The 25,813-nt window shown below is 68.9% G+C and carries 29 protein-coding genes, 1 tRNA gene, 1 pseudogene and 1 riboswitch; of the genes and pseudogenes, 10 read left to right on the top strand and 21 right to left on the bottom strand.

All coding sequences use genetic code 11. The features are described from left to right. Positions 1–52 precede the first annotated feature (52 nt). Complete coding sequence (locus tag ACZ4RZ_RS28770) at positions 53–1,411, top strand: SGNH/GDSL hydrolase family protein (protein WP_467748855.1); 1,359 nt, start codon at positions 53–55, stop codon at positions 1,409–1,411. Positions 1,412–1,517: 106 nt separating this feature from the next. Here ACZ4RZ_RS28770 and ACZ4RZ_RS28765 read toward each other — a convergent pair whose 3' ends face one another. The 4 genes from ACZ4RZ_RS28765 to ACZ4RZ_RS28750 all read right to left on the bottom strand — a co-directional run bounded on the left by ACZ4RZ_RS28765 (position 1,518) and on the right by ACZ4RZ_RS28750 (position 5,142). Then, positions 1,518–2,378, bottom strand: a complete 861-nt coding sequence (locus tag ACZ4RZ_RS28765) for a DUF1707 SHOCT-like domain-containing protein (protein ID WP_467748854.1) — start codon at positions 2,376–2,378, stop codon at positions 1,518–1,520. Positions 2,379–2,442: 64 nt separating this feature from the next. Further along, the gene (locus tag ACZ4RZ_RS28760; RefSeq protein WP_467748853.1) at positions 2,443–3,453 is read right to left on the bottom strand and encodes an ABC transporter ATP-binding protein; all 1,011 of its coding nucleotides are present in this window, start codon (positions 3,451–3,453) and stop codon (positions 2,443–2,445) included. An 11-nt stretch (positions 3,454–3,464) separates the two neighbouring features. Then, positions 3,465–4,325: an ABC transporter permease gene (locus ACZ4RZ_RS28755; RefSeq protein ID WP_467748984.1), complete on the bottom strand. Its 861-nt coding sequence runs from the start codon at positions 4,323–4,325 to the stop codon at positions 3,465–3,467. 16 nt (positions 4,326–4,341) lie between these two features. Beyond that, positions 4,342–5,142, bottom strand: coding sequence for an ABC transporter permease (locus ACZ4RZ_RS28750; RefSeq protein ID WP_467748851.1), 801 nt, complete (start codon positions 5,140–5,142; stop codon positions 4,342–4,344). Between the two features lie 202 nt (positions 5,143–5,344). Between ACZ4RZ_RS28750 and ACZ4RZ_RS28745 the strand changes: the two genes are divergently transcribed. Continuing rightward, positions 5,345–7,786, top strand: coding sequence for a transglycosylase domain-containing protein (locus tag ACZ4RZ_RS28745; RefSeq protein WP_467748849.1), 2,442 nt, complete (start codon positions 5,345–5,347; stop codon positions 7,784–7,786). Between the two features lie 39 nt (positions 7,787–7,825). Here ACZ4RZ_RS28745 and sugE read toward each other — a convergent pair whose 3' ends face one another. From sugE to ACZ4RZ_RS28730, 3 genes are all read right to left on the bottom strand, one after another. Continuing rightward, positions 7,826–8,146, bottom strand: coding sequence for a quaternary ammonium compound efflux SMR transporter SugE (gene sugE / locus ACZ4RZ_RS28740; RefSeq protein ID WP_266828021.1), 321 nt, complete (start codon positions 8,144–8,146; stop codon positions 7,826–7,828). Positions 8,147–8,175: 29 nt separating this feature from the next. After that, positions 8,176–8,254: riboswitch (guanidine-III (ykkC-III) riboswitch) on the bottom strand. 76 nt (positions 8,255–8,330) lie between these two features. Next, on the bottom strand, positions 8,331–8,633 hold the full coding sequence (locus ACZ4RZ_RS28735; protein ID WP_187285621.1) for a GroES family chaperonin: 303 nt from the start codon (positions 8,631–8,633) through the stop codon (positions 8,331–8,333). A 97-nt stretch (positions 8,634–8,730) separates the two neighbouring features. Next, positions 8,731–9,069, bottom strand: a complete 339-nt coding sequence (locus tag ACZ4RZ_RS28730; protein ID WP_467748847.1) for a DUF3618 domain-containing protein — start codon at positions 9,067–9,069, stop codon at positions 8,731–8,733. A 132-nt stretch (positions 9,070–9,201) separates the two neighbouring features. Between ACZ4RZ_RS28730 and bcp the strand changes: the two genes are divergently transcribed. Beyond that, positions 9,202–9,669 (top strand): thioredoxin-dependent thiol peroxidase, encoded by a 468-nt coding sequence (bcp, locus tag ACZ4RZ_RS28725; protein ID WP_467748845.1) that lies wholly within the window; start codon positions 9,202–9,204, stop codon positions 9,667–9,669. A gap of 23 nt (positions 9,670–9,692) precedes the next feature. Here bcp and ACZ4RZ_RS28720 read toward each other — a convergent pair whose 3' ends face one another. Then, a complete protein-coding gene (locus tag ACZ4RZ_RS28720) occupies positions 9,693–10,178 on the bottom strand; it encodes a GNAT family N-acetyltransferase (protein WP_467748843.1) in 486 nt (161 codons plus the stop codon). 320 nt (positions 10,179–10,498) lie between these two features. On the opposite strand from ACZ4RZ_RS28720, the pseudogene ACZ4RZ_RS28715 reads away from it, so the two are divergent. Together ACZ4RZ_RS28715 and ACZ4RZ_RS28710 are read left to right on the top strand one after the other, a co-directional pair. After that, a pseudogene (locus tag ACZ4RZ_RS28715) lies at positions 10,499–10,588 on the top strand (HNH endonuclease); the annotation flags it as partial. Positions 10,589–10,641: 53 nt separating this feature from the next. Beyond that, positions 10,642–10,726: transfer RNA gene (locus tag ACZ4RZ_RS28710), tRNA-Leu, on the top strand. 52 nt (positions 10,727–10,778) lie between these two features. Here the strand turns inward: ACZ4RZ_RS28710 and rdgB are convergent. The 4 genes from rdgB to ACZ4RZ_RS28690 all read right to left on the bottom strand — a co-directional run bounded on the left by rdgB (position 10,779) and on the right by ACZ4RZ_RS28690 (position 13,025). Continuing rightward, positions 10,779–11,381, bottom strand: coding sequence for an RdgB/HAM1 family non-canonical purine NTP pyrophosphatase (gene rdgB, locus ACZ4RZ_RS28705; protein WP_467748841.1), 603 nt, complete (start codon positions 11,379–11,381; stop codon positions 10,779–10,781). A gap of 34 nt (positions 11,382–11,415) precedes the next feature. After that, positions 11,416–11,808: a hypothetical protein gene (locus ACZ4RZ_RS28700; RefSeq protein WP_467748982.1), complete on the bottom strand. Its 393-nt coding sequence runs from the start codon at positions 11,806–11,808 to the stop codon at positions 11,416–11,418. A 144-nt stretch (positions 11,809–11,952) separates the two neighbouring features. Then, complete coding sequence (gene rph / locus ACZ4RZ_RS28695; RefSeq protein ID WP_467748840.1) at positions 11,953–12,699, bottom strand: ribonuclease PH; 747 nt, start codon at positions 12,697–12,699, stop codon at positions 11,953–11,955. A 92-nt stretch (positions 12,700–12,791) separates the two neighbouring features. Continuing rightward, positions 12,792–13,025, bottom strand: a complete 234-nt coding sequence (locus tag ACZ4RZ_RS28690; RefSeq protein WP_362501359.1) for a PTS sugar transporter subunit IIB — start codon at positions 13,023–13,025, stop codon at positions 12,792–12,794. A gap of 174 nt (positions 13,026–13,199) precedes the next feature. Here ACZ4RZ_RS28690 and ACZ4RZ_RS28685 point away from each other — a divergent pair, with 174 nt between their 5' ends. Next, positions 13,200–14,489 (top strand): PTS transporter subunit EIIC, encoded by a 1,290-nt coding sequence (locus ACZ4RZ_RS28685; protein ID WP_467748838.1) that lies wholly within the window; start codon positions 13,200–13,202, stop codon positions 14,487–14,489. Positions 14,490–14,727: 238 nt separating this feature from the next. Further along, a complete protein-coding gene (locus ACZ4RZ_RS28680; RefSeq protein WP_467748836.1) occupies positions 14,728–15,978 on the top strand; it encodes a PTS transporter subunit EIIC in 1,251 nt (416 codons plus the stop codon). Between the two features lie 94 nt (positions 15,979–16,072). Here the strand turns inward: ACZ4RZ_RS28680 and ACZ4RZ_RS28675 are convergent, their stop codons facing one another. After that, positions 16,073–16,825: an MBL fold metallo-hydrolase gene (locus ACZ4RZ_RS28675; RefSeq protein ID WP_467748835.1), complete on the bottom strand. Its 753-nt coding sequence runs from the start codon at positions 16,823–16,825 to the stop codon at positions 16,073–16,075. 261 nt (positions 16,826–17,086) lie between these two features. Here ACZ4RZ_RS28675 and ACZ4RZ_RS28670 point away from each other — a divergent pair, with 261 nt between their 5' ends. Next, on the top strand, positions 17,087–17,545 hold the full coding sequence (locus ACZ4RZ_RS28670) for a type II toxin-antitoxin system PemK/MazF family toxin (RefSeq protein ID WP_467748833.1): 459 nt from the start codon (positions 17,087–17,089) through the stop codon (positions 17,543–17,545). A 139-nt stretch (positions 17,546–17,684) separates the two neighbouring features. On the opposite strand, the gene ACZ4RZ_RS28665 is transcribed toward ACZ4RZ_RS28670, so the two are convergent. From ACZ4RZ_RS28665 to clpS, 7 genes are all read right to left on the bottom strand, one after another. After that, positions 17,685–18,635 (bottom strand): PLP-dependent cysteine synthase family protein, encoded by a 951-nt coding sequence (locus ACZ4RZ_RS28665; protein ID WP_406169646.1) that lies wholly within the window; start codon positions 18,633–18,635, stop codon positions 17,685–17,687. Between the two features lie 17 nt (positions 18,636–18,652). Continuing rightward, a complete protein-coding gene (locus tag ACZ4RZ_RS28660) occupies positions 18,653–18,931 on the bottom strand; it encodes a MoaD/ThiS family protein (protein ID WP_189184774.1) in 279 nt (92 codons plus the stop codon). 114 nt (positions 18,932–19,045) lie between these two features. Next, entirely contained in the window at positions 19,046–19,147 is a 102-nt protein-coding gene (locus ACZ4RZ_RS28655) for a putative leader peptide (RefSeq protein WP_313904860.1), read from the bottom strand. A 100-nt stretch (positions 19,148–19,247) separates the two neighbouring features. After that, on the bottom strand, positions 19,248–19,670 hold the full coding sequence (locus ACZ4RZ_RS28650) for a M67 family metallopeptidase (RefSeq protein ID WP_467748831.1): 423 nt from the start codon (positions 19,668–19,670) through the stop codon (positions 19,248–19,250). Between the two features lie 120 nt (positions 19,671–19,790). Continuing rightward, positions 19,791–21,242 (bottom strand): amino acid permease, encoded by a 1,452-nt coding sequence (locus ACZ4RZ_RS28645; protein ID WP_467748830.1) that lies wholly within the window; start codon positions 21,240–21,242, stop codon positions 19,791–19,793. Between the two features lie 400 nt (positions 21,243–21,642). Continuing rightward, positions 21,643–22,248, bottom strand: a complete 606-nt coding sequence (locus ACZ4RZ_RS28640) for a DUF2017 domain-containing protein (protein WP_467748828.1) — start codon at positions 22,246–22,248, stop codon at positions 21,643–21,645. A 106-nt stretch (positions 22,249–22,354) separates the two neighbouring features. Further along, positions 22,355–22,672: an ATP-dependent Clp protease adapter ClpS gene (gene clpS / locus ACZ4RZ_RS28635; protein WP_467748827.1), complete on the bottom strand. Its 318-nt coding sequence runs from the start codon at positions 22,670–22,672 to the stop codon at positions 22,355–22,357. 91 nt (positions 22,673–22,763) lie between these two features. Between clpS and ACZ4RZ_RS28630 the strand changes: the two genes are divergently transcribed. Continuing rightward, positions 22,764–24,092, top strand: a complete 1,329-nt coding sequence (locus ACZ4RZ_RS28630) for a nicotinate phosphoribosyltransferase (RefSeq protein WP_467748826.1) — start codon at positions 22,764–22,766, stop codon at positions 24,090–24,092. A gap of 279 nt (positions 24,093–24,371) precedes the next feature. Then, the gene (locus ACZ4RZ_RS28625; protein ID WP_467748825.1) at positions 24,372–24,956 is read left to right on the top strand and encodes an isochorismatase family protein; all 585 of its coding nucleotides are present in this window, start codon (positions 24,372–24,374) and stop codon (positions 24,954–24,956) included. Positions 24,957–25,382: 426 nt separating this feature from the next. Here ACZ4RZ_RS28625 and ACZ4RZ_RS28620 read toward each other — a convergent pair whose 3' ends face one another. After that, positions 25,383–25,724, bottom strand: coding sequence for a hypothetical protein (locus ACZ4RZ_RS28620; protein WP_467748823.1), 342 nt, complete (start codon positions 25,722–25,724; stop codon positions 25,383–25,385). Between the last annotated feature and the right edge of the window lie 89 nt (positions 25,725–25,813).

Genomic DNA, 25,813 nt, shown 5'->3' with positions numbered 1-25,813 from the left:
GGTGATCACATCGGAGCCTCGGGCTCCCATCGTCCGAGGAGACACGCACCGCATGACCAAGCGTCACGCCGGGGGTGCGGGGGTGTCCCCCGCGAGGCACGGCGCCATGCTCGCCGCGATCATCGCCGTGATCGTGGTTCTTTCCGGCGCCATATACGTCGGCGTCTCGGCCGACGAGGGCGGCGACCAGAACAACCTCGCCAGCGGCCGCACCCCGCACAACTCCGCCGCCCCCGCCTCCACCGGCACCTGGGTCGGCGCCTGGTCGGCCTCCCCCGTCGGAGCCGAGCCCGGTACCGAGACGACCGGCATGGCGGGCCGCTCCGTACGCAACGTCGTGCACGCGAGCACCGGCGGTACGAGCGCCCGCGTCACGCTGTCCAACCTCTACGGGCAGCAGCCGCTGAACATCACCCACGCCACGATCGCCGTCGCCGCGACCGTGAACAACGCCGCCGCCGCGACCGACACCATGCGCCGCCTCACCTTCGGCGGCGGCACCTCGGTCATCATCCCGGCCGGAGAGCAGGTGATGAGCGACGCCGTACGCGTGCGGATCCCGCACGGCTCGGACGTCCTGGTGACGACGTACACGCCCAGCCAGTCCGGCCCGGTCACCTACCACCCGCACGCGCGGCAGATGTCGTACGTCGCCGACGGCGACCGCACGGAGGACGTGACCGGCACCGCGTACACCGAGCAGAGCGAGTACTGGCGCTATCTGACCGCCCTCGACGTGCTGAGCGACGAGTCGGCGGGCACCGTCGTCGTGCTGGGCGACTCGCTCACCGACGGCATCACCTCCTCGGTCGGGGCCAACCGCCGTTGGACCGACGTCCTTTCGGACCGGCTGCGCGACGCGGCCGGGTCGGACGACGTGCCGCGCTACAGCGTCGTCAACCAGGGCATCAGCGGGAACCAGATCCTTGCCGCGGGGCTCGGCCGCCCGGCCGACAACCCAAGTGGCCTCTCCCGCTTCGGGCGTGACGTGCTCGACCGTACGAACGTCAAGGCCGTCGTCATCGACCTCGGCGTCAACGACATTCTGCGCAACCCGAATCAGGTGGATCCCCGGACCGTCACCGACGGGTTGCGGAAGCTGGTGCGGCAGGCGCATGCCCGCGGACTGCGGGTCGTCGGCGCCACCCTGATGCCGTTTCAGGGGCACCGGGGGTACACGGACGCGCGGGACGCCGTGCGGCAGGCCGTCAACGCGGAGATTCGGGCAGGGAAGGTGTACGACGCCGTCGTCGACTTCGACGCGGCGCTTCGTGATCCTTACAACCCCCGGCGGCTGCGGGGCGATTATGACTCGGGGGATCACTTGCACCCCAGCGACAAGGGGTACAAGCGGATGGCGGAAGTCTTTGACCTGGGTGACTTGAAGGGGTCGGTCCCGGCTGAGCTGTAGCGGCTCTTTCGGCTGCGGGTCGGCTGGGGCCGATCGCGCCCACGCGGCGGAGCCGCATGATGTTCCAGCCCCACGCCCCCGACGGAGCGCGCCGGCCGGCCGGGAGTCAATGGTCGCCGAAGTGCCTGCGGTGGCGCTCCTCCCGGCGCTCCCGGTGGCGCTCCCTGCGCTCCTCGTGCCGTTCGCGGCGCTCCTCGTGGCGCTCGCGGATCAGGTCGCGGGCCTCGTCAAGCGCGTCGTACATGTCGTCCATACCGTCGCTCCGAGCCCCCTGGGAACCCTGCAACTCCTTGCGGGCCGCCCTCCGTTCGAGCTTCTCCTGGCGGCGCTCCTCCTTGATGCGGAGCCGCTCGGCGCGGGTCAGCTTGCGTTCGACGCCGACGCCGCCCCAGAAGGCGAAGCCCGTGACGATCACGCGCGGGGCGCCGGGCTCCCCGGGCTGCCCCTCCTCGCGGTGGTCGAAGCCGCCCATGATGCCGATGCCGCGCACGACGACCTCGACGCCGGGCGGTACGACGACGTTCATCCCGCCCATGACGGCGACGCAGTTGATGACGACCTCACGGTCCGCGAAGTTCGCCTCGCGCAGGTCGATCTCGCCGCCGCCCATGAAGGCGAAGGAGTTGAAGCGCCGCGGCACGGTCCAGCGCCCCTTGCGCTCGAACCCCGACAGGATCGCCACACCCCACGACGACGAACCCTCGCCGCCGACGATCCGCCCCGCCCAACTCCCGCTCTGCACAGGCTCCTTGACCATGGAGACGGGAGCCGCGGCCGCCGGGCCCGGCAGATCACGGGTGATCGGCGTCAGCTCTCCGTACGTGCGTGCCTTGTACGTCGCCTCCAGCCGCTCCTCGAACTCCTCCATGTCGAGGCGGCCCTCCGCGAGGGCGTCCCTCAACTGTTCGGCGACTCGTTCACGATCGGCGTCGGAGGCACGCAGCTCCGGAAGTTCGTCGTCGGTCATGTACAGCAGCCTACGAGTTCCCCGGCCAGCGGGCCATGCGGCCCGCCAATCCGCGAAGACCTCGCTACGAGACCGCTTTCTCCGCGCCGCCCTGTGCGTACATCTTGGCAATGACCGCCTCGATGTCCGGCTCCCGCACCGAAAGATCCACCAGCGGATACTCCGCCGCGATCCGCGCCACGAGCGGAGCCGCCGAGCGAGCCGCGGGGAAGGCGAGCCACTGCCGCGGCCCCTCCACCTTCACCACCTTCGCCGACTCCACCTCGATCGGCGGCAGCTCCCGCTCCAGGTCCACGACCAGCGTCCGCTCGCTCTCCCCCACCTCGTGCAGCCCGGTCAGCGGGCCGTCGTACATCAGCCGCCCACGGTCGATGACCATCACCCGTCGGCACAGCTGCTCGATGTCGGTGAGGTCGTGCGTGGTGAGCAGGACGGTCGTGCCGCGCTCGGCGTTCAGCTCGCGCAGGAACTCCCGGACCCGCGCCTTGCTGATCACATCGAGGCCGATGGTCGGCTCGTCGAGGTAGAGCACCTCCGGGTCGTGCAGCAGCGCGGCCGCGATGTCGCCGCGCATCCGCTGGCCCAGGGAGAGCTGGCGTACGGGCACGTCCAACAGGTCGGCCAGTTCCAGGAGTTCGACACAGCGGTCGAGGTTCTCGCGGTAACGCCTGTCCGGGATCCGGTACATGCGGTGCATCAGACGGTACGAGTCGATCAGCGGGAGGTCCCACCACAGGGTCGTACGCTGCCCGAACACGACCCCGATGCGCCGCGCGAGCCGCGTCCGCTCGCGCGACGGGTCGATGCCGGCGACCCGCAGCCGGCCGCCGCTCGGGGTGAGGATGCCGGTCAGCATCTTGATGGTGGTGGATTTGCCCGCGCCGTTCGGGCCGATGTAGCCGACCATCTCACCGCGCGGCACGGTGAAGGAGAGGGAGTCGACGGCACGCACCTGCCGCCGCTCACTGCGCAGGAAGCCGGTCTTCTTGCGCACGTCGAAGACCTTCTCGACACCGTCGAGCGCGATGAAGTCGTCCTCCACGCCACTGAATTCACTGTCCGCACCGACTACCACGTCCAACTCCCCTAACTCCCCGTACTCCGATACGACCGAAGCCCCGCGCGCCAGGCGACCCCGGCCAGCGCACAGCAGCCCGCCGCCACCAGCGGCGGTGTGAAGGCGACCCACGTCGGCAGGTCGAGCGGATAGGGCCGCCCCAGCACGTACAGCGCGGGCAGCCAGTTGACGAAGGCGAGCGGGAGCACGAAGGTCACCCCGCGTAGCAGGTCCTTGGCGAAGACGGTCGGCGGGTACTGCAGGAGCGTACTGCCGCCGTACGTGAAGGAGTTCTGCACCTCGGAGGCGTCCTGCGCGACGAACTGGAAGGCCGCGCCTCCCACGAACACGGCCGAGAAGATGACGCCGCCGCTGAGCAGCATCAGCGGGATCATCAGCAGCCGGAGCGGTGTCCAGGAGATGTCGAGTACGGCGATGGCGTACCCGAGGACCAGCAGTCCCTGGGTGATCCTGCCGAGGCGGCGCAGCGCGAAGCGGTCCGCGGCGACCTGGGCGAGGACGGGCACGGGGCGCACCAGGAGCGTGTCGAGCGTGCCGTCACGCACCCGGCGCCCGAGCCGGTCCATCGAGCCGAGCGCCAGGTCGGCGAGCCCGAAGGCGGTGCCCGCGACGCCGTACAGGAAGGCGACCTCGGGCAGCGAGTAGCCGCCGATCCGGTCGACCTGGGAGAACATCAGCAGGATCGCGACGAAGTCGAGGGCGGTCGCCGCGAAGTTGCCGAAGGTGGTCATCGCGAAGGAGGCGCGGTAGGCCATCGTGGAGCGGATCCACATGGCGGCGATCATGCGGTAGGCGCGCACTCCGTCCCGTAGGCGGGCGTACGCCCCCTGCCGGGCCCATGACGCGTACCGCTCGTCCGCCGGGCTCAGCGGCTCCAGGGAACGCTCAGCCACCCTGCACCACCACCCTGCGCGTAGCCACCGACTGGACCAGCCGCCCGGCCGCCAGCAGCCCGACCGCCCAGGCGGCCTGGAAGGCGTACGTGCCCAGGGGGTCGGCGGTTCCGAGCAGGACGTCCACCGGTGCCTGGATCAACGACGACCAGGGCAGGGCCCGTACGACCTCGCCGAGCGCGCCCGGGAAGACGTTGAGCGGCAGCAGCATCCCCGAGCAGAAGATCCCCGCGATCCAGGCCAGCTGCGCCGCACCCGCCCCGTCGAGGAGCCAGAACGCGGACAGCGCCACCAGGAACCGGAGGGCGAAGCTGACGATCACCCCGAGGACCACCGCGAGGAGGAAGGCGATCCAGGTCAACGGGGAGGCGGGCAGCGCGAGATCGAAGAAGACCGCGCCGAAGGCGAGCGGGACCACCCCGCGCCCCAGCAGGTGGAACAACGCCCGGCCCGCGTCCTGGGCCAGCCACCACAGCTGGAGGTCGGCCGGCCGGTACAGATCGATCGCGATGTCACCCGTACGGATTCTCTCGATCAGCTCGTCCTCGAAGCCGCCGCCCATCACCGCCACCACCATGAGCAGCGCCTGGCCCAGCCACACATAGGTGAGCGCCTGCGCCTGGTCGTAGCCGCCGAGGTGCGGTTTGGTGTCCCACAGCGCGATGAAGACGTACGCCAGGATCAGCCCGAAGACCGTGTTGGTGAACACCCCCGCCGCGGTGGCCGTCCGATAGGTGGCGAAGCGCCGGAACCCGCCCGCCGCGACGGCCGCGTACAACCGCCCTGTGCCCACAACTCCGCCCCTGTTCGCCGCGTTGAGCCAAAGCGCAGGAGCCTAGCCCCGAGTTGACGTGGTCCGCCAAGCATTTTCCGGGCGCGACGCGCGCCGGGCCGAGGGAACGGAACGCTTGGTGCGACAGTCTTCAAGAGGGGGCGCACAAGGCGTAAGAGGGCGTACTGGAACGTACGCACGCGAAACAGGAGTCCGGCGACAAATGAGTAACAAGCCGCAGCCGACCAGCCAGGGCTGGGCACCCAGGGATCTGGCACCGGGACCGGAACCGGGACCGGCCCCGACACCGGGACCGCAGGGTGCACCGGGCAAGCCCGGCAAGAAGCAGAAGCGGAAGCGCACCGGTTGGCGCCGGCTCGTCCCGACCTGGCGGATCGTGCTCGGCACGTTCCTCGGCGTGACACTGCTCCTGTTCGGCCTCTTCGCGCTCGGCTACTACCTGGTGAAGATCCCGCCCGCGAACGCCGCCGCAACCAAGCAGAGCAACGTCTACCTGTACGCGGACGGCAGCCAACTCGCCCGCGACGGCGAGGTCAACCGGGAGAACGTGTCGCTCGCGCAGATCTCCAAGGACGTCCAGCACGCGACCCTCGCCGCCGAGGACCGCGACTTCTACTCCGAGTCGGCCGTCGACCCGACGGCGATGATCCGCGCCGCCTGGAACACGGCCACCGGCAAGGGCAAACAGTCCGGCTCGACGATCACTCAGCAGTACGTGAAGAACTACTACCTGGGCCAGGAACAGACCGCCACGCGGAAGTTCAAGGAGTTCTTCATCTCCATCAAGCTCGACCGCGAGAAGAGCAAGGACGACATCCTCGAGGGCTACCTCAACACCAGCTACTTCGGTCGTAACGCGTACGGCATCCAGGCCGCCGCCCAGGCGTACTACAGCGTCGACGCCAAGGACCTGACGGTCGGCCAGGGGGCCTACCTCGCCGCGCTCCTCAACGCGCCCAGCGAGTACGACGTGATCGCGCACCCCGAGAACAAGTCCGCGGCCGTCGCCCGCTGGAACTACGTACTCGACGGCATGGTCAAGAAGAAGTGGCTGACCCAGTCGGACCGGAACAACGTCAAGTTCCCGATGCCGAAGCAGGCCAAGGGCTCGGCGGGCATGTCGGGGCAGCGCGGCTATCTGGTGCAGGCCGTCAAGGACTACCTGACGAGCAACAAGATCCTCGACGAGGACACCCTCGCCACCGGCGGCTACCGCATCACGACCACCCTGCAGAAGCCCAGACAGGACGCCTTCGTGAAGGCCGTCAACGACCAGGTGATGGACAAGCTCGACAAGAAGAACCGCAAGGTCGACAACTACGTCCGCGCGGGCGGTGTCGCCATCGACCCGTCCAGCGGCAAGGTCGTCGCGATGTACGGCGGTATCGACTACACCAAGCAGTACGTCAACAACGCGACCCGCCGCGACTACCAAGTCGGCTCCACCTTCAAGCCGTTCGTGTTCACCTCGGCCGTGCAGAACGGCTCGACGACCCAGGACGGCCGCACCATCACTCCGAACACCATCTACGACGGCACCAACAAGCGCCCCGTGCAGGGCTGGAGCGGCGGCTACTACGCGCCCGAGAACGAGGACGGCCGCTCGTACGGCGACATCACCGTGCGCACCGCCACCGACAAGTCGGTGAACGCGGTGTACGCGCAGATGGCCGTGGACGTCGGCTCGGACAAGGTCGAGCAGACGGCCGTCAGCCTCGGCATCCCGTCCAACACCCCCGACCTGACCGCCTCCCCCTCCATCGCGCTCGGCTCGGCCACCGCCAGCGTCCTCGACATGACGGAGGCGTACGCCACGCTCGCGAACCACGGCAAGCACGGCACGTACACCCTCATCGAGAAGATCAGCAAGGACGGCGCGGCGGATGCGGAGCTGCCGGACAAGGACACGAAGCAGGCGGTGAGCCGGGAGGCCGCGGACACGACCACGTCCATCCTGCGGAGCGTCGTCGAGGGCGGCACCGGCACGGCCGCGCTGGCCGCCGGCCGCCCCGCCGCGGGCAAGACCGGCACGGCCGAGGAGGACCAGGCCGCCTGGTTCGCGGGCTACACCCCCGACCTCGCCACCGTCGTCTCCGTCATGGGCCAGGACCCCGAGACGGGCGCCCACAAGTCCCTGTACGGCGCGCTCGGCCAGAACCGCATCAACGGCGGCGGCTACCCCGCCCAGATCTGGGCCCAGTTCACGAAGGCCGCCCTCCAGGGCACCCCCGCGACGGGCTTCGACCTCCAGCTCCAGCCGGGCGCCGAGCAGCAGCAGCTCCCGACGCTCGAACCCAGCACACCCCCCACCTACGGCCAGGACGACGGCGGCACGGCGACCGGCGGCCAGGACACCGAAGGCCAGACCGAGGGACAGACCGAGGGCCAGACCCAGGGACAGACCGAGGGGCAGACGCAGGGACAGACCGAGGGGCAGACCCAGGGCGAGACCCAGGGGCAGTCCGAGGGCCAGACCCAGGGACAGACGGACGGCGGCACCACCGGGGACACCACGGACGGCGGGACCACCGACGGCGGGACGACGGACGGCGGGACGACGGACGGCGGGAGCACGGACGGCGGGACGACGGGGACCACCGCCGGGGCGGGGCCGCTCAGCGGGCTCACCTCACGAAAACACTGAGGACGGCCGGGGACACTGAGCAAGGCCGGGCCCGGCCGATCAGTGGCCGGAGGTGACCTTCAGCCCCACCACGGCCACCAGCAGCAGACAGACGAAGAAGATCCGGGCGGCGGTCGCCGGCTCACCGAGCACGACCATGCCGAGCACCGCCGCCCCGGCCGCGCCGATGCCGACCCAGACGCCGTAGGCGGTGCCGATGGGCAGGGACTTGGCGGCGTACGACAGCAGGACCATGCTCGCGACGATGCCCGCGCCCGTGAGGACGCTCGGGACGAGCCGGGTGAATCCGTCGGTGTACTTCATACCGATCGACCAGCCGACTTCCAGCAGACCGGCGACGAGCAACAGGACCCAGGCCATGAGCGGCACCTCCGTGATCGATCAACAGGGGTGCGTCGTCTTTGCCCGGAGGCTCTTCGGCTCTCCGCCCGGTACGGCGCGTCTCGTCGGGGTCCTTCAAAGGTAGCAAAGAAACGGCAAAAGGGGCTGGTGGCGAGGGTCACCAGCCCCTTTCACCTGCGATCCACAGGCAAAGTCAGTCGTTTTACAGGTACAGCCCGGTCGAGTCCTCGGACCCCTCGAACCGGTCCGCGGCCACCGCGTGCAGATCCCGCTCACGCATCAGCACATACGCGATCCCGCGCACCTCGACCTCCGCGCGGTCCTCCGGGTCGTACAGGACGCGGTCGCCCGGCTCCACGGTCCGGACGTTCTGCCCGACCGCGACGACCTCGGCCCAGGCGAGACGCCGGCCGACGGCCGCCGTCGCGGGGATCAGGATGCCGCCGCCGGAACGCCGCTCGCCCTCGGCGGCGTCCTGCCGCACCAGCACGCGGTCGTGCAGCATGCGGATGGGCAACTTGTCGTGTTGGGTGCTGTGCTTTTCCCGATTGGCGCTCACGCCCCGAACCTACCTGCCTCGGCCGCTTTCGTACGTCGGTGGGTCAGCCCTTGCGTCGCCGCGAGCCCACGGCGAGCAGTCCGACGACCCCCACCACGACCAGGGCCACCGGCACGATGCGCTCCAGCCGCGGCGCGCCGTCCTCCGTCACGAACTGGCCCTTCACATCGCTGACGACACGGTTGACGCCGACATAGGCGCGCCCCAATGTGTGATCGATGTTGGAGACGACCTTTGCCTTGGCGTCCCCGACGATCGTCTTCGGGTGCACGCGCACGCCGATCTCGTCGAGCGTCTCGGCGAGCGTTTCGCGGCGGCGCTTGATGTCCGCCTCGATCTGCGCCGGAGTCCTGGTATCCGACGTTCTCGACGTATCCGACACCGCGCTGCCTCCGTGGTCGTGTCTGAGTCCTACAGTCGACAGTCTGTCAGCTCGGACCGGGCCGCACCCCTTGGCACCCCCCATTACGCTCGTTCCGTATCCGTATCCATCCCCCGGTCACGTGAGGTACCGATGAGCGAGCGACTTCAGCCCGGCGACACCGCCCCCGCCTTCACCCTGCCCGACGCCGACGGCAACGAGGTCTCCCTCGCCGACCACAAGGGCCGCAAGGTCATCGTCTACTTCTACCCGGCCGCCCTGACCCCCGGCTGCACGAAGCAGGCCTGCGACTTCACGGACAACCTCGACGTCCTCGCGAGCGCCGGCTACGACGTCATCGGCGTCTCCCCCGACAAGCCCGAGAAGCTCGCCAAGTTCCGCGAGAAGGAGAACCTGAAGGTGACGCTTGTCGGCGACCCCGACACGAGCGTCATCGAGGCCTACGGCGCCTACGGCGAGAAGAAGAACTACGGCAAGACGTACGTCGGCGTCATCCGCTCCACGATCGTCGTGGACGAGGAGGGCAAGGTCGAGCGGGCCCTGTACAACGTGAAGGCGACGGGCCACGTGGCGAAGATCATCAAGGATCTGGGGATCTGAGGTCCGGCTCCGGGGATCCGGGGTCAGAAGGAGATCCACACGTCGGGAAGCAGGTCCGGTCGCCCCGGCACCGGCCTGCGCTCCTCGGTCCAGTCGTCGCCGGCAATCTCGACGGCGACACGGCGCCAGAAGCACACGGCGGCCGGATTGTTGTCCTGAAAGGCGACCTCCCAGGGGCCCGGGTACCGGGCGACGACTTCCCGGACAACCCGCAGTCCGACCCCCTGCCGCCGGGCTCCGCCCACGACGAAGAAGCTGTTGAGTACGCGGGTCGGGCCGTTCAGGCCGCGCACGAAGGCGAAGCCGACCGGATGTTCCCCGCTCGCCACCAGATACGGCGCCCGGTCGGCGTCGGTGAACGCCGCCTCCAGCCGTTCGCTGCGGAACGTCCCGTCCGGATTGGGCAGCGCGCCCCGGAACCCGGACATGTCGTGCTGGAACAGCGGCCAGAGACGCTCCAGTACGGGACGGTCGGCAGCGTTCGCGCGGCGCACGGTGATGTCGAGCATGGTCCTCCTCCTGTGGTTTTCGGGCATGAAAAAAGCCTCCCGGCGGACATGTGTCCGGACCCGGAAGGCCTGACTGCTCATCAGCAGGATACCAAGGGACCTGACCACCCGAGCGACTGGAGGAGGCAGCCCGTTCGTCGCGAAAGAACGCGCTGGAGGAGAAAGGTACTCGCACCCGCCGTGGCGGCATGCGGGTCAATGAACGACGTACTCCGTCACCTCGGCCTCGAAGTTGTCGGCGGCCACCACACCAACATCAGCCGCAGGATCAGCGAGTACGGTCTCGACACTTCGCACTTCACCTCTCGCCCCGCCGGTCGAAGGAGGGGCGACGGCTGTTGTGCCCCAACTGTCATGCGATCACCAGCACCTGGTGCAGGGGAGGCAGCCGAAGCCGGGAAACGGCGTGACAGAAACCGCTGCTCACCAGCAGCCTCGTGACCGGTACGATGTCAGACGGCTAGCGGCGGTGGCGCAACGGCTGACGCAGCAGACTTAGGATCTGTGGCCCGTGAAACGGCTTGAGGGTTCGAATCCCTTCCGCCGCACAGCAAACGGCCTGCGAATCGAAGGATCCGCAGGCCGTTCTCGTGCGTGGCCTCAGCCCAACAATTCCCGCACCACCGGCACCAACGCCCTGAACGCCTTCCCCCGGTGGCTGATCGCGTTCTTCTCCTCGGCGCTCAGCTCCGCGCAGGTGCGTGTCTCCCCCTCCGGCTGGAGGATCGGGTCGTAGCCGAAGCCGTTGGTGCCGGTGGGGGTGTGGCGGAGGGTGCCTCGCAGTTGGCCTTCGACCACTCGCTCGGTGCCGTCCGGCAGGGCGAGGGCCGCGGCGCAGGCGAAGTGGGCGCCCCTGTGGGACTCTTCGATGTCGGCGAGCTGGGCGAGGAGGAGATCGAGGTTGGCCTTGTCGTCGCCGTGGCGGCCGGCCCAGCGGGCGGAGAAGATGCCGGGCGCGCCGTTCAGGACGTCGACGCAGAGGCCAGAGTCGTCGGCGACGGCGGGCAGGCCCGTGGCCTGGGCCAGGGCGTGGGCCTTCAACAGGGCGTTCTCGGCGAAGGTGACGCCGGTCTCCTTGACGTCGGGGATGTCCGGGTAGGCGTCCGCGCCGACGAGGTCGTGGGTGAGACCTGCGTCGGCGAGGATCGCCTTCAGCTCGGTGATCTTTCCGGCGTTGCGGGTGGCGAGGATCAGGCGGGTCATGGTCGCCAGTATCTCCGAGTCCGCCCGTCGGCTCTTACGGCGTGCAGACCTTCGTCAGTTCGCCCGCCGCGTCCGTGACCGGGCTGATGTCGGGGGTGTTGTCGCCGTTCTTGATGGCCGTACGGACATTGCCGACGGCCTTGTTGAGGTCGTCGACCGCCTTGTTGACGTCGGCGTTGTCGGTCTTGTCGCCGATCTTGTCGAGGTTCTTCTCGATCGAGTTGAGGGACTCGTCGGTCTGCGTCGGGTCATTCGCCGCGTTCTCGACGGCCTGCTGGAGGTCGGTGACGCTGTCGGCGATGGAGTCGGCGGTCTGGACGCAGTCCAGGGCCTTGTTGACGGCGTCGCAGCCGACGGCCGCCGGCAGGGCGACGAGTGCGGCGACGACGGCGAATGCGGCGGTGCGGCGGCGGTGGCGCGCGGCCATGGAACGGTCCCTCCCCGTGGGCATGATGTGGTCCGACCCCGTGGTGCGGTCGGCTCGACCGGTGATGCGGTCGGCTCGCCCCGTGACGTGATCGGCGGGGCGCACGGCTGGACCGTACGCCCGTACCCCTAAGAACGCGAAGGGTTAACGCGCGGTTGCCTCGATCGTCGCTTCCAGGGCCGCGCGCTGGATGGCCGCGAGTTCGTCGCAGCCCGCGACCGCCAGGTCCAGCAGCGCGTTGAGCTCCTTGCGGTCGAAGGGCTCCGCCTCCGCGGTGCCCTGGACCTCGACGAAGCGGCCGTCGCCGGTGCAGACGACGTTCATGTCGGTGTCGGCCTTCACGTCCTCCTCGTAGCAGAGGTCGAGAAGCGGGACACCGCCGACGATGCCCACGGACACGGCGCTCACCGTTCCGGTCAGCGGCTTGCGGCCCACCTTCACCAGCTTCTTGCCCTGCGCCCAGGTGACCGCGTCGGCGAGCGCCACGTACGCGCCGGTGATGGCCGCCGTACGCGTGCCGCCGTCGGCCTGGAGGACGTCGCAGTCGAGGACGATGGTGTTCTCGCCGAGCGCCTTGTAGTCGATGACGGCGCGCAGGGAACGGCCGATGAGGCGGCTGATCTCGTGGGTACGGCCACCGATCTTGCCGCGTACGGATTCACGGTCGCCGCGGGTGTTGGTGGCGCGGGGAAGCATGGAGTACTCGGCGGTGACCCAGCCCTCGCCGCTGCCCTTGCGCCAGCGCGGGACGCCCTCGGTGACGGAGGCGGTGCAGAACACCTTGGTGTCGCCGAAGGAGACGAGGACGGAGCCCTCGGCGTGCTTGCTCCAGCCGCGCTGGATGGTGATGGGGCGCAGCTGTTCGGGGGTGCGGCCGTCGATTCGAGACATGCGGATGAGCCTAGCCGTATACGGCTGAGGGGCTGCCGCCGGTAACGGAAGCAGCCCCTCAGGTGCGAGCCGGAGGTCGAAGAGCCCCGGTCTCACATCATGTCTTCGATCTCCCCGGCGATCGGGTCCGCGTCCGTGCCGATGACGACCTGGATCGCGGTGCCCATCTTGACGACTCCGTGGGCGCCGGCGGCCTTCAGGGCGGCCTCGTCGACCAGCGAGGGGTCGTTCACCTCGGTGCGCAGGCGGGTGATGCAGCCCTCGACCTCTTCGATGTTGTCGATGCCGCCGAGCCCGGCGACGATCTTCTCAGCCTTGGTGGCCATGTCCTACTCCCTGATCCGAACCGCTTTGTCGCAGTAACCCACAGTTGGCCCATCTTCGCGAGCGGTCATGTCGTACGTACCGAATGATGGCGGTCACGACAGAGCGACCGGTCGCCAACTGGTCTACACCAGTGTGCGGGCAGTCGCCAAACCGGCCCTGCCGGGAGGACGCCGATGAGTGCCGACAGCGCCGTCTCACCCGCACGCGCCCGCTGGAACACTCTGTTCCAGGGCCTGCAGAAGATGGGCCGCAGCCTTCAGCTCCCCATCGCGGTGCTGCCGGCCGCCGGCATCCTCAACCGGCTTGGCCAGCCCGACGTGTTCGGCTCCGACGGGCTCGGCTGGGACAACGTCTCCAAGGTGATGAAGGGCGCGGGCGGCGCGCTGCTGGACGGCGAGCTCGGGCTGCCGATGCTGTTCTGCGTGGGCGTGGCCATCGGCATGGCGAAGAAGGCGGACGGGTCCACCGCGCTCGCGGCGGTCGCGGGGTTCCTCGTCTACTTCGGCGTACTGCACGAGTTCCCGGAGAGCTGCGCACAGCAGGCGAAGGTCATCCAGGACATCGGCTGCCAGGCGCCCGACTTCTCCGTGGCGGCGTTCACGTACCAGAATCCGGGGGTCTTCGGCGGAATCATCATGGGGCTGATGACCGCGTACTTCTGGCAGCGATTCCACCGCACCAGGCTGGTGGACTGGCTCGGCTTCTTCAACGGGCGCCGGCTGGTGCCGATCATCATGTCGTTCGTGGCCATCGCGTTCGCCGCGCTGTGCCTGTGGATCTGGCCGCCGATCGGTGACGCTCTGCAGACATTCAGCGACTGGCTGGTGAGTCTGGGCGCGTGGGGTGCGGGTGTCTTCGGTGTGGCCAACCGGGCGCTGCTGGTGATCGGTCTGCACCAGTTCCTGAACGTGCCCATCTGGTTCCAGTTCGGCAGCTTCACCAAGCCCGACGGGACGGTCGTGCACGGTGACATCAACATGTTCCTGAACGGTGACCCCAACGCGGGCCAGTTCACCTCAGGATTCTTCCCCATCATGATGTTCGCGCTGCCGGCCGCCGCGCTGGCCATCGCGCACTGCGCAAAGCCCAACCGCCGCAAGGAGATTGGCGGCATGATGCTCTCCGTCGCGCTGACATCGTTCATCACGGGCATCACCGAGCCGATCGAGTACTCCTTCTTGTTCATCGCGCCGATGCTCTACGTGATCCACGCACTGCTCACGGGTGTGTCGATGGCGGTGACCTGGGGGCTGGGGGTGCACGACGGGTTCAGTTTCTCGGCGGGTCTGATCGACTACGTCATCAACTGGCATCTGGCGACCAAGCCGTGGCTGATCATCCCGATCGGACTGTGCTTCGCGGTCGTGTATTACGCGATCTTCCGCTTCGCGATCACCAAGTTCGACCTCAAGACTCCGGGACGGGAGCCTGAGGATGAGGTGGTGGACACGACGAAGCCATAAGTAAGGCCTTTCCCGTACCTCTCAGGGGCCTTCGGACCGTCCGGTCCGGGGGCCCTTCGTCACGACTGCAACCTCTTCCGGCCACTTCGTCCGACTATGGCCGAGCCCACAAAAATCGCGGGTTCCTTATCCAGCCTTCACCGTGCTACAACAGGTCTACACCACTGAGTGGTGTAGACCACGCGGATGCTGCCTACCCCCTTCCCGTCCCCCGGCAGCACCGGCACATGGAGGAACTATGAGCACCGCCAGCGCAACGGCGGCCCCCGCGAAGAAGCGGGGATCCGGCCTGTTCCAGGGCCTGCAGAAGGTCGGCCGCAGCCTTCAGCTCCCGATCGCCGTGCTGCCGGCGGCGGGCATCCTGCTTCGCCTCGGGCAGGATGACGTATTCGGCAAGGACGGCCTCGGCTGGAACAAGGTCGCGTCCGTGTTCGCGACCGCCGGCGACGCGGTGTTCAGCAACCTGCCGCTGCTGTTCTGCGTAGGCATCGCCATCGGTTTCGCCAAGAAGTCCGACGGCTCCACTGCCCTGGCAGCGCTGGTCGGCTTCCTGGTCTACAAGAACGTGCTGACCGCGTTCCCGATCACCGACGCCAAGGTCACCAAGGGCGCGGACATCGCCGCCACATACAACGATCCCAAGGTCCTCGGCGGCATCGTCATGGGCCTGATAGCCGCCGTCACCTGGCAGCGCTTCCACCGCACCAAGCTGCCCGACTGGCTGGGCTTCTTCAATGGCCGCCGCCTCGTCCCGATCCTGATGGCCTTCATCGGCACCGCCGTGGGCGTCTTCTTCGGTCTGGTCTGGGAGCCCATCGGCGACGTCATCACCAACTTCGGCGAGTGGATGACCGGTCTCGGCGCCGTCGGCGCGGGCATCTTCGGCGCCATCAACCGCGCGCTGCTGCCGGTCGGCATGCACCAGTTCGTCAACACCGTGGCCTGGCAGGAGATCGGTTCCTACAAGGACTCCGCCGGCGCCGTGTGGCACGGCGACCTGCCCCGCTTCTTCCACGGCGACCCGACCGCGGGCCAGTTCATGACGGGCTTCTTCCCCATCATGATGTTCGCCCTGCCTGCGGCCGCCCTGGCGATCACGCACTGCGCCCGCCCGGAGCGCCGCAAGGCCGTCGGCGGCATGATGCTCTCGCTCGCGCTGACCTCCTTCGTCACCGGCATCACCGAGCCGATCGAGTTCGCGTTCATGTTCATCGCGCCGGTGCTGTACGTAATCCACGCAGTCCTGACGGCACTCTCGATGGCCATCACCTGGGCCCTGGGCGTGCACCACGGCTTCAGCTTCTCGGCCGGCGCCATCGACTACTTCCTGAACTGGGGCCTGGCCACCAAGCCTTGGATGATCATCCCGATCGGCCTGGTCTTCGCGGTGATCTACTACGTGGTCTTCCGCTTCGCGATCCTCAAGTTCAACCTCGCCACCCCGGGCCGTGAGCCCGAGGAGGAGGTCGAGGACCTCACGAAGGCGTGAGGCGTCCGTCTGCGCAACCGAAGGCCCCCGGAACCGATTGGTTCCGGGGGCCTTCGCGTGTGCGGGTGCGGTCGCAGCTCGTGCGCGGGAGTGCTCAGATCTCGTACGACAGTCGAGGCATCGCCAGTTCCGCCGGACCCGTGTACGCAGCGCGCGCGTCCTCCAGGTTGGTCTGGTGGTCCGTCCACGGCGGGATGTGGGTGAGCAGCAGGCGGCGGGCGCCGGCGCGGGCGGCTGTCTCGCCTGCCTCGCGGCCGTTGAGGTGGAGGTCGGGGATCTTCTCCTTGCCGTGGGTGAACGCGGCCTCGCACAGGAACAGGTCCGTGTCGCGGGCGAGTTCGTCCAGGGCCTCGGTCACCCCCGTGTCCCCGGAGTACGTGAGCGACTTCCCCTCGTGCTCCAGTCGGATGCCGTACGCCTCCACGGGGTGGCGCACCCGGTCCGTGTGCACGGTGAACGGGCCGATCTCGAACGTGCCCGGCTTGACCGTGTGGAAGTCGAAGACCTCGCTCATCGAGAAGGCGGTGGGGGTGTCCCCGTACGCGGTGGTCAGGCGCTGCTCGGTGCCCTCGGGTCCGTAGACGGGGAGCGGATCGCAGCGGCCGCCGTCATGGCGGTAGTAGCGCGCGACGAAGTACGCGCACATGTCGATGCAGTGGTCGGCGTGCAGATGGCTGAGGAAGATCGCGTCGAGGTCGTAGAGACCGCAGTGGCGCTGCAGCTCGCCAAGGGCGCCATTGCCCATGTCGAGAAGCAGCCGGAAGCCGTCGGCCTCTACGAGGTAGCTCGAGCAGGCCGATTCCGCGGACGGGAACGACCCCGAGCAGCCGACGACGGTGAGCTTCATAAGAGCTGGAACCTCCGCGCTGGCAGGAAGTGCAGAGAGTAGATGCGGGGTGCAGGTACTCGGAGCAGTTACGGAAAACGGGGGTCGTGCGGTCCGTCGAGCGTAAGGCGCAAAAGGACCGGTCGCTCCTCCACCAGGGGCCGTTGTGGGCGAACTCACCTGTGCTGTCACCGGTTCGGATGGACGTGGAGTGGGCCGAACCCTGGCGGGTCGCTCCGGGCAAGGGGGCGGGCGGGGATACGCGCCGGTACCTTCTTTGGTATGGACACGTCCTGGTGGCTCGCGCTGGCGGCGGTGGTGCTGCTCGCGTTGGTCGCGACGCTGGTGGACGGCTGGGGGCGCCGTGGGCGCCGGCCTGCCCGGCCTACCCGTCCGCCCGGACGGGCGGGTGTGCGGCGGCGGGGGGCGCCTCGGCCGCGACCGGCGGAGATCTGGTGGGCGACCGTTCCGTACGAGGACGGGCCGGGGATCAAGGATCGGCCCTGTCTGGTGCTGGCCGTGCGGGGGGATCGCGCTACCGTCGCGAAGATCACCAGTAAGTACCACGACGAGCGGGCCGGGGTGATTCCGTTGCCGCCGGGGGCCGTGGGGGATGCGCACGGACGGGCGAGCTTCCTGGAGACGGATGAGCTGCGGGACGTCCCTGTGTGGGACTTCCGGCGCCGCGTGGGGGTAGTGGACCCGGTGTTGTGGGATCAGGTCCGCTACCTGGCGGGCTGAGGCGGGGTGCTTCTCGCCCCCCGCGCCCCTTTCAGGGGCGCGGGGAACTGCGCAATCTTTTGAGCGAGGTCTGGGGGCGCAGCCCCCAGTTACGGGACAGGTAGGGGCGGAGGGAGCGGAAAACCCACCACCGCAACCCCTACGCCCAGAGCTGCCCCTGCAGCGTCTCGATCGCTTCCTCCGTGGTCGCCGCCGTGTAGACGCCCGTCGAGAGGTACTTCCAGCCGCCGTCGGCCACGACGAAGACGATGTCGGCGGACTCACCGGCGGCGACGGCCTTCTTGCCGACGCCGATCGCGGCGTGCAGCGCGGCCCCCGTGGAGACGCCCGCGAAGATGCCCTCCTGCTGGAGGAGTTCGCGGGTACGGGTCACCGCGTCCGCCGAGCCGACCGAGAAGCGCGAGGTGAGGACCGACGCGTCGTACAACTCGGGCACGAAGCCCTCGTCGAGGTTGCGCAGGCCGTACACCAGGTCGTCGTAGCGCGGCTCCGCGGCGACGATCTTCACGTCGGGCTTCTGCTCGCGCAGGAAGCGGCCCACGCCCATCAGCGTGCCGGTCGTGCCCAGGCCCGCCACGAAATGGGTGATCGAGGGGAGGTCGGCGAGGATCTCGGGGCCCGTCGTCGCGTAGTGCGCGCCGGCGTTGTCCGGGTTGCCGTACTGGTAGAGCATCACCCAGTCCGGGTGCTCGGCCGACAGCTCCTTGGCGACGCGCACGGCGGTGTTCGAGCCGCCCGCCGCAGGGCTGGAAATGATCTCCGCGCCCCACATGCCGAGCAGGTCACGGCGCTCCTGCGAGGTGTTCTCGGGCATCACGCACACCATGCGGTAGCCCTTGAGCTTCGCCGCCATGGCCAGCGAGATGCCGGTGTTGCCGGAGGTCGGCTCCAGGATCGTGCAGCCGGGCGTCAACCGGCCGTCCTTCTCGGCCTGTTCGATCATGTGCAGGGCCGGACGGTCCTTGACCGAACCCGTCGGGTTGCGGTCCTCCAGCTTCGCCCAGATGCGGACGTCCGCGGACGGCGAGAGCCGCGGCAGGCGCACCAGAGGGGTGTTGCCCACCGCCGCGAGCGGGGAGTCGTAGCGCATGGGAGACCAGCGGCCGATCAGGCCATGCCACCGGCGACGGCCGGCAGGATCGTGACGTTGTCGCCGTCGGTCAGCTTGGTGTTGATTCCGTCAAGGAAGCGGACGTCCTCGTCGTTCAGGTAGACGTTGACGAAGCGGCGCAGCTCGCCGCCGTCCACGATGCGGGCCTGGATGCCCGCGTGCCGGGTCTCGAGGTCGGCGAGGAGCTCGGCGAGGGTCGCGCCGCCGCCCTCGACGGCCTTCTCGCCGCCGGTGTAGGTGCGGAGGATGGTGGGGATGCGGACCTCGATGGCCATGGCTTGGGGCTCCTGTCGGGAGGAAGTCAGTCGGTGGGCGCGCGGCAGCGCGGGAAAGCAGGGGGTACGCCGGTTGCGGAGCCGCGGCTCACGGCCGTACGGCGGCGGCAGGGATCAGCGCGTACAGATGGCGCTCTGCAGCCTGCACAGGTCGACGTGCAGCCGCGCCACGAGCAGCATGCCCGGCGTCTTGTCGCTCACGTCGTGGGAAACCATGGGCTCATCGTATCGATTCCCGGTCCGGGTCCCGGAATGTGATCTCAGATAGTGGATGAATTCTGACCGAATTGCGGGATCGCGTCGGTATCGGTCCGGATCAGTACGCCTCCACCACCTTGATCTCCTCCTCCGTCACCTCGCCCTCCACGATCCGGTACGAGCGGAACTGGAAGGGGCCGGCGTCGTCCGTGTCGGCGGTGGAGACCAGGACATAGTGCGCACCGGGCTCGTTGGCGTACGAAATGTCCGTGCGGGACGGGTACGCCTCGGTCGCGGTGTGGGAGTGGTAGACGATCACGGGCTCCTCGTCGCGGTCGTCCATCTCGCGGTACAGCTTCAGCAGGTCGCCGGAGTCGAACTCGTAGAAGGTGGGCGAGCGGGCGGCGTTGAGCATCGGGATGAACCGCTCGGGGCGGCCGGTGCCCACCGGGCCCGCGACGACGCCGCACGCCTCGTCGGGGTGGTCCTGGCGCGCGTGCGCGACGATCTGGTCGAAGAGGGCCTGGGTGATGGTCAGCATGTTCGCCAGGATAAGCAGAAGGGCCACTCCGTACCGAGGGGTGGTACGGAGCAGCCCACATGGTGACCAGGGAGGTCGGCCGACCTCGGTCAGGAACGCCGGCCGACCTTGCCCGGAAGGTCAGCCGACCTTCTCGAACGTCGGCTCGCGGCGCTCGGCGACCTCCGGGTTCCGCGCCTTCAGGATCGCCCAGCCGACGGCCAGGACGGCGGCCCAGCCGGCCATCACGTACAGGCAGATGCGCGAGTCGGCGTCGTACGCGATCAGGCCGGTGACGAAGAGCAGGAACACGACCGCGATCCAGCTGCACTTCGCGCCGCCCGGGGCCGGGAAGGAGGAAGCGGGCAGGCGCCCGGCGTCGACCGCGCGGCGGTACAGGATGTGGCTGACCAGGATCATCAGCCAGGTCCAGATGCCGGCCGCGGTGGCCACCGAGGTCACGTAGCCGAAGGCCTTCTCCGGGACGATGTAGTTCAGGACCACGCCGATGCCCATGAAGAGCACCGAGATCGTGATGCCGATCGCGGGGGTCTTGGTCGAGGACAGCTTGTTGAAGACCTTCGGGGCCTCGCCGTTGTCGGCCAGGGTGCGCAGCATGCGGCCCGTGGAGTACATGCCGGAGTTGCAGGAGGACAGGGCCGCGGTCAGCACGACGAAGTTGACGATGCCGGCGCCCGCCGGGATGCCGATCTTCGCGAAGGCCTCGACGAAGGGGCTGACGCCCGGTGCGAACTCCGTCCACTTCACGACGCAGAGGATGACCGTGAGGGCGCCGACGTAGAAGAGGGCGATGCGCCAGGGCAGGGTGTTGATCGCCTTGGGGAGCGTCTTCTCGGGGTCCTCGGACTCGCCCGCCGTGACGCCGACGAGCTCGACGGCGAGGTAGGCGAACATGACGCCCTGCAGGGTCATCAGGGACGAGCCGATGCCCTTGGGGAAGAAGCCGTCGAACTGCCAGAGGTTCGCGACGGACGCCGTGTCACCGGCCGAGCTGAAGCCGAAGGTGAGGACGCCGAGGCCGATCACGATCATGCCGATCAGCGCGGTGACCTTGACCATCGAGAACCAGAACTCGATCTCGCCGAAGAGCTTCACCGAGATCAGGTTGGCCACGAACAGGACGACCAGGAAGACCAGCGCCGTCACCCATTGCGGGACCTGCGGGAACCAGTAGTGGACGTAGATCGCGGCGGCCGTGAGCTCGGCCATGCCGGTGACGACCCACATCAGCCAGTACGTCCAGCCGGTGAAGTAGCCGAAGAACGGGCCGAGGAACTCGCGGGAGTACTCCGCGAAGGATCCCGAGACCGGGCGGTAGAGCAGGAGCTCGCCGAGCGCCCGCATGATGAAGAAGATGATCACGCCCGCGAGGGCGTACATGAAGATGAGACTGGGTCCGGCCTTGGCGATGTTCGCCCCGGCGCCCAGGAACAGGCCGACGCCGATGGCGCCGCCGATCGCGATCATCTGGACCTGACGGCTGCCGAGCCCGCGCTCGTACCCCTCTTCGGGGGCGTCGCCGCCCACGGCCTCACTGCCGTCGTACTGCTTGTCGACCTGCGATGAGGTCATGTGTGGTGCGCCTTTCTCCAGCCGATCCGAGCCAGTGCCTTGGCTTCGGATCGGGTTCCGATCCCCCCGGATGGTGGAGCTTTATGCCTGGCCGGCGATCCGCCGGCTGGTGGCGCACCCGACCGGACATGGGTGGTGTCCCGTCGGGCGGTCGTGAAGATTTATCACGGCCGCAACATTGATCGGCGGTGGCTGATGTAAGGCACGCCACAGGAAAAAGCGGACGAACGGACGTCCAGGGGTGCATAACCGGCCACAGTGGTGACGCGATCGTTATCCGGAATTGAGCGTCCGTTGAGCGAACACCAGAGGGCACTTATACCGACAGATCAGGGCATAAGAGTTTCGACGGATCAGGGCATGAGCGGTTCGACAGATCAGGGCATGAGCGTTCGGGGCATCAGGGCATGAGCGTTTCGACGAGACTCTCCTGGAGGCCGCCCAGCCACAGATAGGCCATCACCATCGGCTTGCGCGGGTCCTCGTCCGGGAGCCGGTAGAGGAGGTCGGTGTCCTCCTCGTCGACGACATCGAGCCGGGAGCCGATCGCCAGGCGCAGGTCGTTCAGGGCGCGCAGCCACTGCTCGGACTCCTCGGCGGACAGTTTGAGGACGGCGCCGCCGTCACCCGCCGTGGTGAGCGCGTCGAGGGAGCGGATCACCACGAGGGCGTTCTCGCGCTTGGCCGCGCGCAGGTCGTTCTCGGTGAAGCGGCGGAACTCCGCCGAGTACGCGCGCTGCTCCTCGGCCTGCTCCGGCGAGTCGGCCTCGACGGCGGGGCCGCTGTAGGCGTCGGGGAAGAGGCGCTGCAGCACGGGGTCGGTGGGCGGCTCGCTGGGGCCCTCCGCGAACAGCTCGGCCAGCGGGTCGTCGGGGGCGTTCTCCGCGGGGCCGGGACCGATGAGCTCCAGGAGCTGGACGGCGAGGGAGCGGATGATGGAGATCTCGACCTCGTCGAGCGCGACGGCCGCGCCGCCGCCGGGGAGCGGTTCGAAGTGTCCTGGCATGGAGTGAATTCGCTACTTCCGGTCCTGCGCCACGTGTGCGGGCTGTGCGGGCTGCTTCCGGTGCTGCTCGCCGTTTCCGGCTTCCGGGGCTCGGGCTGCTTTCGGGCTACTTTCGGTCCTGCTGAAGGGTGGCCCACAGACCGTAGCCGTGCATGGCCTGTACGTCGCGCTCCATCTCCTCGCGCGTGCCGCTGGAGACGACCGCCCGGCCCTTGTGATGGACGTCGAGCATGAGCTTGGTGGCCTTGTCCTTGGTGTAGCCGAAGTACGTCTGGAAGACATACGTCACGTAGCTCATCAGGTTGACCGGGTCGTTGTGGACGATCGTCAACCAGGGGACGTCCGGCTCAGGTACGGCGAAGACCTCCTCCGCCGACTCGGTCTTTTCGATCTCTAGGGGTGCGGGAGCCGTCACACCGCCCATGCTGCCACCAGACACGGGTACCCGCACAAACGGGCCCCACTAAACAGACCCACAAATCGTCAGAGTGACGAGATGGGGGTACGATCCCGTCATGAACACAGCGGACCTTGGGCTGCCGGTGGATGTTCCCTCGACGGCGCTCTTCACGGACCAGTACGAGCTGACGATGTTGCAGGCCGCGCTGGCCGCGGGGACCGCCGAGCGGCGCTCGGTCTTCGAGGTCTTCACGCGGCGGCTGCCCGACGGGCGGCGCTACGGGGTCGTGGCCGGGACCGGCCGCGTTCTCGACGCCGTCGAGAACTTCCGCTTCGACGCGGACGTCCTCGGCTTTCTGCGCGAGCAGCGGATCGTGGACGAACCGACCCTGGAGTGGCTCGCCTCGTACCGCTTCAGCGGCGACGTGTGGGGCTATCCCGAGGGCGAGGTCTACTTCCCGGGCTCGCCGATCCTGCGGGTCGAGGGGTCCTTCGCGGAGTGCGTGCTGCTGGAGACGGTGATCCTCTCCATCCTCAACCACGACTCGGCGATCGCGGCCGCCGCCTCCCGGATGGCCTCCGCCGCCGGGGAGCGGCCGCTGATCGAGATGGGCGCCCGGCGCACGCACGAGCTGGCCGCGGTCGCCGCCGCGCGGGCCGCGTACATCGGCGGCTTCACCACCACCTCCGACCTGGCCGCCGGGTTCCGCTACGGGATTCCGACCGTCGGCACCTCCGCGCACGCCTTCACCCTGCTGCACGACCGCGAGCGGGACGCCTTCCAGGCGCAGGTGAACTCGCTCGGCCGCGGCACCACGCTGCTCGTGGACACGTACGACGTCGCCGAGGCGGTCCGGATGGCCGTCGAGGTCGCCGGCACCGGCCTGGGCGCAGTGCGCATCGACTCCGGTGACCTGCTGCTGGTCGCGCACCGGGTACGCCAGCAGCTGGACGAACTGGGCGCGACCCGCACGAAGATCATCGTGACCTCCGACCTGGACGAGTACGCGATCGCCTCGATGGCGGCGGCGCCCGTGGACGCGTACGGCGTCGGCACCCAGCTGGTGACGGGATCCGGCCATCCCACCTGTTCCATGGTCTACAAGCTGGTCGCCCGCGCAGAGTCGGCGGACCTCAAGGCGCCGCTGGAGGCCGTCGCCAAGAAGTCCTCGGGCGGCAAGACGTCCATCGGCGGGCGCAAGTGGGCGGCGCGGCGGCTCGACGAGCACGGGGTCGCCGAGACCGAGGTGATCGGCACCGGGCCGGTCCCCGGTGAGCTGGTCGACCACCAGCTCCTGGTCGAGCTGATCAAGGGCGGCCAGGTGGTCGCCCGCGAGCCCCTCGACGTCGTACGCGACCGGCACGCGACGGCCCGCGCCAACCTGCCGCTGTCGGCGACGCAGCTCTCGCGCGGAGAGCCGGTGATTCCCACGGAGTACGTCTGAGAACCCACGGAGTACGCCCCAGATCCACGGAGTACGCCCGAGACGTGGGCGCCGGCCACACCGGTGCGGCGCCCCAGTGGCCCCACTGGTGCCCACTCGTGCGGCCACACGCATGAACAACCGGTGAGCGGGAATGCAACGGCAGCGTGCCTGCGCGGCTCGCGGAAGCCAAAAGCCCCCTCCCGCAGCGCACTTGAAGTCTCTAGGCTCGGTACAAGCAGCAACGGCCGGGCCCGCACCCCATCCACCGACCTCCTGCCAAGCCGAAGGACACCGACCATGCGCCGCGCCTTGATCGTCGTAGACGTGCAGAACGACTTCTGCGAGGGTGGCAGCCTCGCGGTGGCCGGGGGTGCAGATGTGGCCGCCGCCATCACGGAGCTGATCGGGCAGGCGCCCGCCGGCTACCGCCATGTCGTGGCCACCCGCGACCTCCACATCGCCCCCGGCGGCCACTTCGCCGACAACCCCGACTACGTGCACACCTGGCCCGCGCACTGCGTGGCCGGCACGGAGGGGGTGGGCTTCCACCCGAACTTCGCCCCGGCCGTCGCCTCCGGCGCGATCGACGCCGTCTTCGACAAGGGTGCCTACGCGGCGGCGTACAGCGGCTTCGAGGGCGTCGACGAGAACGGGGTCTCGCTGGGCGACTGGCTGCGGGCCCGGGAGATCGGCGAGGTGGACGTGGTCGGCATCGCCACGGACCACTGCGTCCGCGCCACCGCCCTCGACTCGGCCCGCGAGGGCTTCCGCACCCAGGTGCTGCTCGACCTCACGGCCGGGGTGGCCGAGGAGACGACGGAGCGGGCCCTGGAGGAGCTGCGGGCAGCGGGTGTGGAACTGACGGGCAAGCCTGTCGTCTAGCCCCTGCGGGGAGCGCCCCACGGAGGTTCCACCGGGTCCGGCACCACCGAAACGCACCGCCACCGCTGCCCGTCGTGGCTACTCACCGTCGCCGCTGCCGTCATGACTGTGCCGCCACGGCTGCCCGCCGCTTCCGCCGTCCTGACTGTGCCGCCACGGCATCCCGTCGCCGCTGCTGCCGCCACGGCTGCCCGCCGCCGCTGCTGTCACGGCTGCCCGCGGTCGTGGCTACTCACCGTCGCCGCTGCTGCCGTCACGGCTGCCCGCCGTCACGGCTACTCACCGTTGCCGCTGCGCACCGTCATAGCTACTCGCCGTCGTCGCAGCCACCGCCGTGGCTACTCACCGTCGCCGCCCGCCCGCGGTCGCGGCGGGAATCCGCTCGCCCGGAGGATTCAGAGTTCCCGCAGTCTCAAGACGCCCGTCTCACGCCTGTGCCGCTGGTCGTCTCAGCAGCGCTCTGATCGGGTGCCAGAGCTCCTGGGCCGGTTCAAGGCCCGTGACACCGTGGTCAGGGGCCGTCCGCCATATGAGGCCGTCGGGGTGGTGCAGGACCGCGGTGATCTCGTCCGGGGTGGGGGGCGCCGCGTTGCCGCGGAGGTAGACCGCACGCATGCCCAGGTTGCGCAGCCGCGTCAGGGCTCGGGCGCGGTTCTGGGCGAGGACCAGGAAGCGTACGCAGCCGCCGCCCGAGCCCGACGGGCTGGGCAGGTTCAACGCCACCACCACGCTGCCGTTCGGCAGCTTGCAGAAACCTCCTGCGGCCATGCGGTCACACCCCCGTGCGAGTCAGTGTCAATAAGCGAGCCACAGGACGCACCTAAACACGGATCGGCGGCAACCCGCCAGGGGTCGCC

This window comes from Streptomyces sp. NPDC027189, from assembly GCF_055566975.1.
The sequence above is the reverse complement of the archived record's forward strand: the minus strand, read 5'-3'. Positions and strand labels throughout refer to the sequence as shown.

What these genes read in the sequence shown, in the direction of transcription:
- rdgB (WP_467748841.1), bottom strand. Translation starts at nt 11,381, where the DNA reads ATGACCCGCCTGATCCTCGCCACCCGCAACGCCGGAAAGATCACCGAG.
- ACZ4RZ_RS28690 (WP_362501359.1), bottom strand. Translation starts at nt 13,025, where the DNA reads ATGGCCACCAAGGCTGAGAAGATCGTCGCCGGGCTCGGCGGCATCGAC.
- ACZ4RZ_RS28660 (WP_189184774.1), bottom strand. Translation starts at nt 18,931, where the DNA reads ATGGCCATCGAGGTCCGCATCCCCACCATCCTCCGCACCTACACCGGC.
- ACZ4RZ_RS28770 (WP_467748855.1), top strand. Translation starts at nt 53, where the DNA reads ATGACCAAGCGTCACGCCGGGGGTGCGGGGGTGTCCCCCGCGAGGCAC.
- rph (WP_467748840.1), bottom strand. Translation starts at nt 12,699, where the DNA reads ATGTCTCGAATCGACGGCCGCACCCCCGAACAGCTGCGCCCCATCACC.
- ACZ4RZ_RS28735 (WP_187285621.1), bottom strand. Translation starts at nt 8,633, where the DNA reads ATGCTGCACGACCGCGTGCTGGTGCGGCAGGACGCCGCCGAGGGCGAG.
- sugE (WP_266828021.1), bottom strand. Translation starts at nt 8,146, where the DNA reads ATGGCCTGGGTCCTGTTGCTCGTCGCCGGTCTGCTGGAAGTCGGCTGG.
- ACZ4RZ_RS28745 (WP_467748849.1), top strand. Translation starts at nt 5,345, where the DNA reads ATGAGTAACAAGCCGCAGCCGACCAGCCAGGGCTGGGCACCCAGGGAT.
- ACZ4RZ_RS28765 (WP_467748854.1), bottom strand. Translation starts at nt 2,378, where the DNA reads ATGACCGACGACGAACTTCCGGAGCTGCGTGCCTCCGACGCCGATCGT.
- ACZ4RZ_RS28630 (WP_467748826.1), top strand. Translation starts at nt 22,764, where the DNA reads ATGAACACAGCGGACCTTGGGCTGCCGGTGGATGTTCCCTCGACGGCG.
- clpS (WP_467748827.1), bottom strand. Translation starts at nt 22,672, where the DNA reads ATGGGCGGTGTGACGGCTCCCGCACCCCTAGAGATCGAAAAGACCGAG.
- ACZ4RZ_RS28675 (WP_467748835.1), bottom strand. Translation starts at nt 16,825, where the DNA reads ATGAAGCTCACCGTCGTCGGCTGCTCGGGGTCGTTCCCGTCCGCGGAA.
- ACZ4RZ_RS28645 (WP_467748830.1), bottom strand. Translation starts at nt 21,242, where the DNA reads ATGACCTCATCGCAGGTCGACAAGCAGTACGACGGCAGTGAGGCCGTG.
- bcp (WP_467748845.1), top strand. Translation starts at nt 9,202, where the DNA reads ATGAGCGAGCGACTTCAGCCCGGCGACACCGCCCCCGCCTTCACCCTG.
- ACZ4RZ_RS28680 (WP_467748836.1), top strand. Translation starts at nt 14,728, where the DNA reads ATGAGCACCGCCAGCGCAACGGCGGCCCCCGCGAAGAAGCGGGGATCC.
- ACZ4RZ_RS28685 (WP_467748838.1), top strand. Translation starts at nt 13,200, where the DNA reads ATGAGTGCCGACAGCGCCGTCTCACCCGCACGCGCCCGCTGGAACACT.
- ACZ4RZ_RS28700 (WP_467748982.1), bottom strand. Translation starts at nt 11,808, where the DNA reads ATGGCCGCGCGCCACCGCCGCCGCACCGCCGCATTCGCCGTCGTCGCC.
- ACZ4RZ_RS28640 (WP_467748828.1), bottom strand. Translation starts at nt 22,248, where the DNA reads ATGCCAGGACACTTCGAACCGCTCCCCGGCGGCGGCGCGGCCGTCGCG.
- ACZ4RZ_RS28620 (WP_467748823.1), bottom strand. Translation starts at nt 25,724, where the DNA reads ATGGCCGCAGGAGGTTTCTGCAAGCTGCCGAACGGCAGCGTGGTGGTG.
- ACZ4RZ_RS28650 (WP_467748831.1), bottom strand. Translation starts at nt 19,670, where the DNA reads ATGCTGACCATCACCCAGGCCCTCTTCGACCAGATCGTCGCGCACGCG.
- ACZ4RZ_RS28655 (WP_313904860.1), bottom strand. Translation starts at nt 19,147, where the DNA reads ATGGTTTCCCACGACGTGAGCGACAAGACGCCGGGCATGCTGCTCGTG.
- ACZ4RZ_RS28625 (WP_467748825.1), top strand. Translation starts at nt 24,372, where the DNA reads ATGCGCCGCGCCTTGATCGTCGTAGACGTGCAGAACGACTTCTGCGAG.
- ACZ4RZ_RS28670 (WP_467748833.1), top strand. Translation starts at nt 17,087, where the DNA reads ATGGACACGTCCTGGTGGCTCGCGCTGGCGGCGGTGGTGCTGCTCGCG.
- ACZ4RZ_RS28665 (WP_406169646.1), bottom strand. Translation starts at nt 18,635, where the DNA reads ATGCGCTACGACTCCCCGCTCGCGGCGGTGGGCAACACCCCTCTGGTG.
- ACZ4RZ_RS28720 (WP_467748843.1), bottom strand. Translation starts at nt 10,178, where the DNA reads ATGCTCGACATCACCGTGCGCCGCGCGAACGCTGCCGACCGTCCCGTA.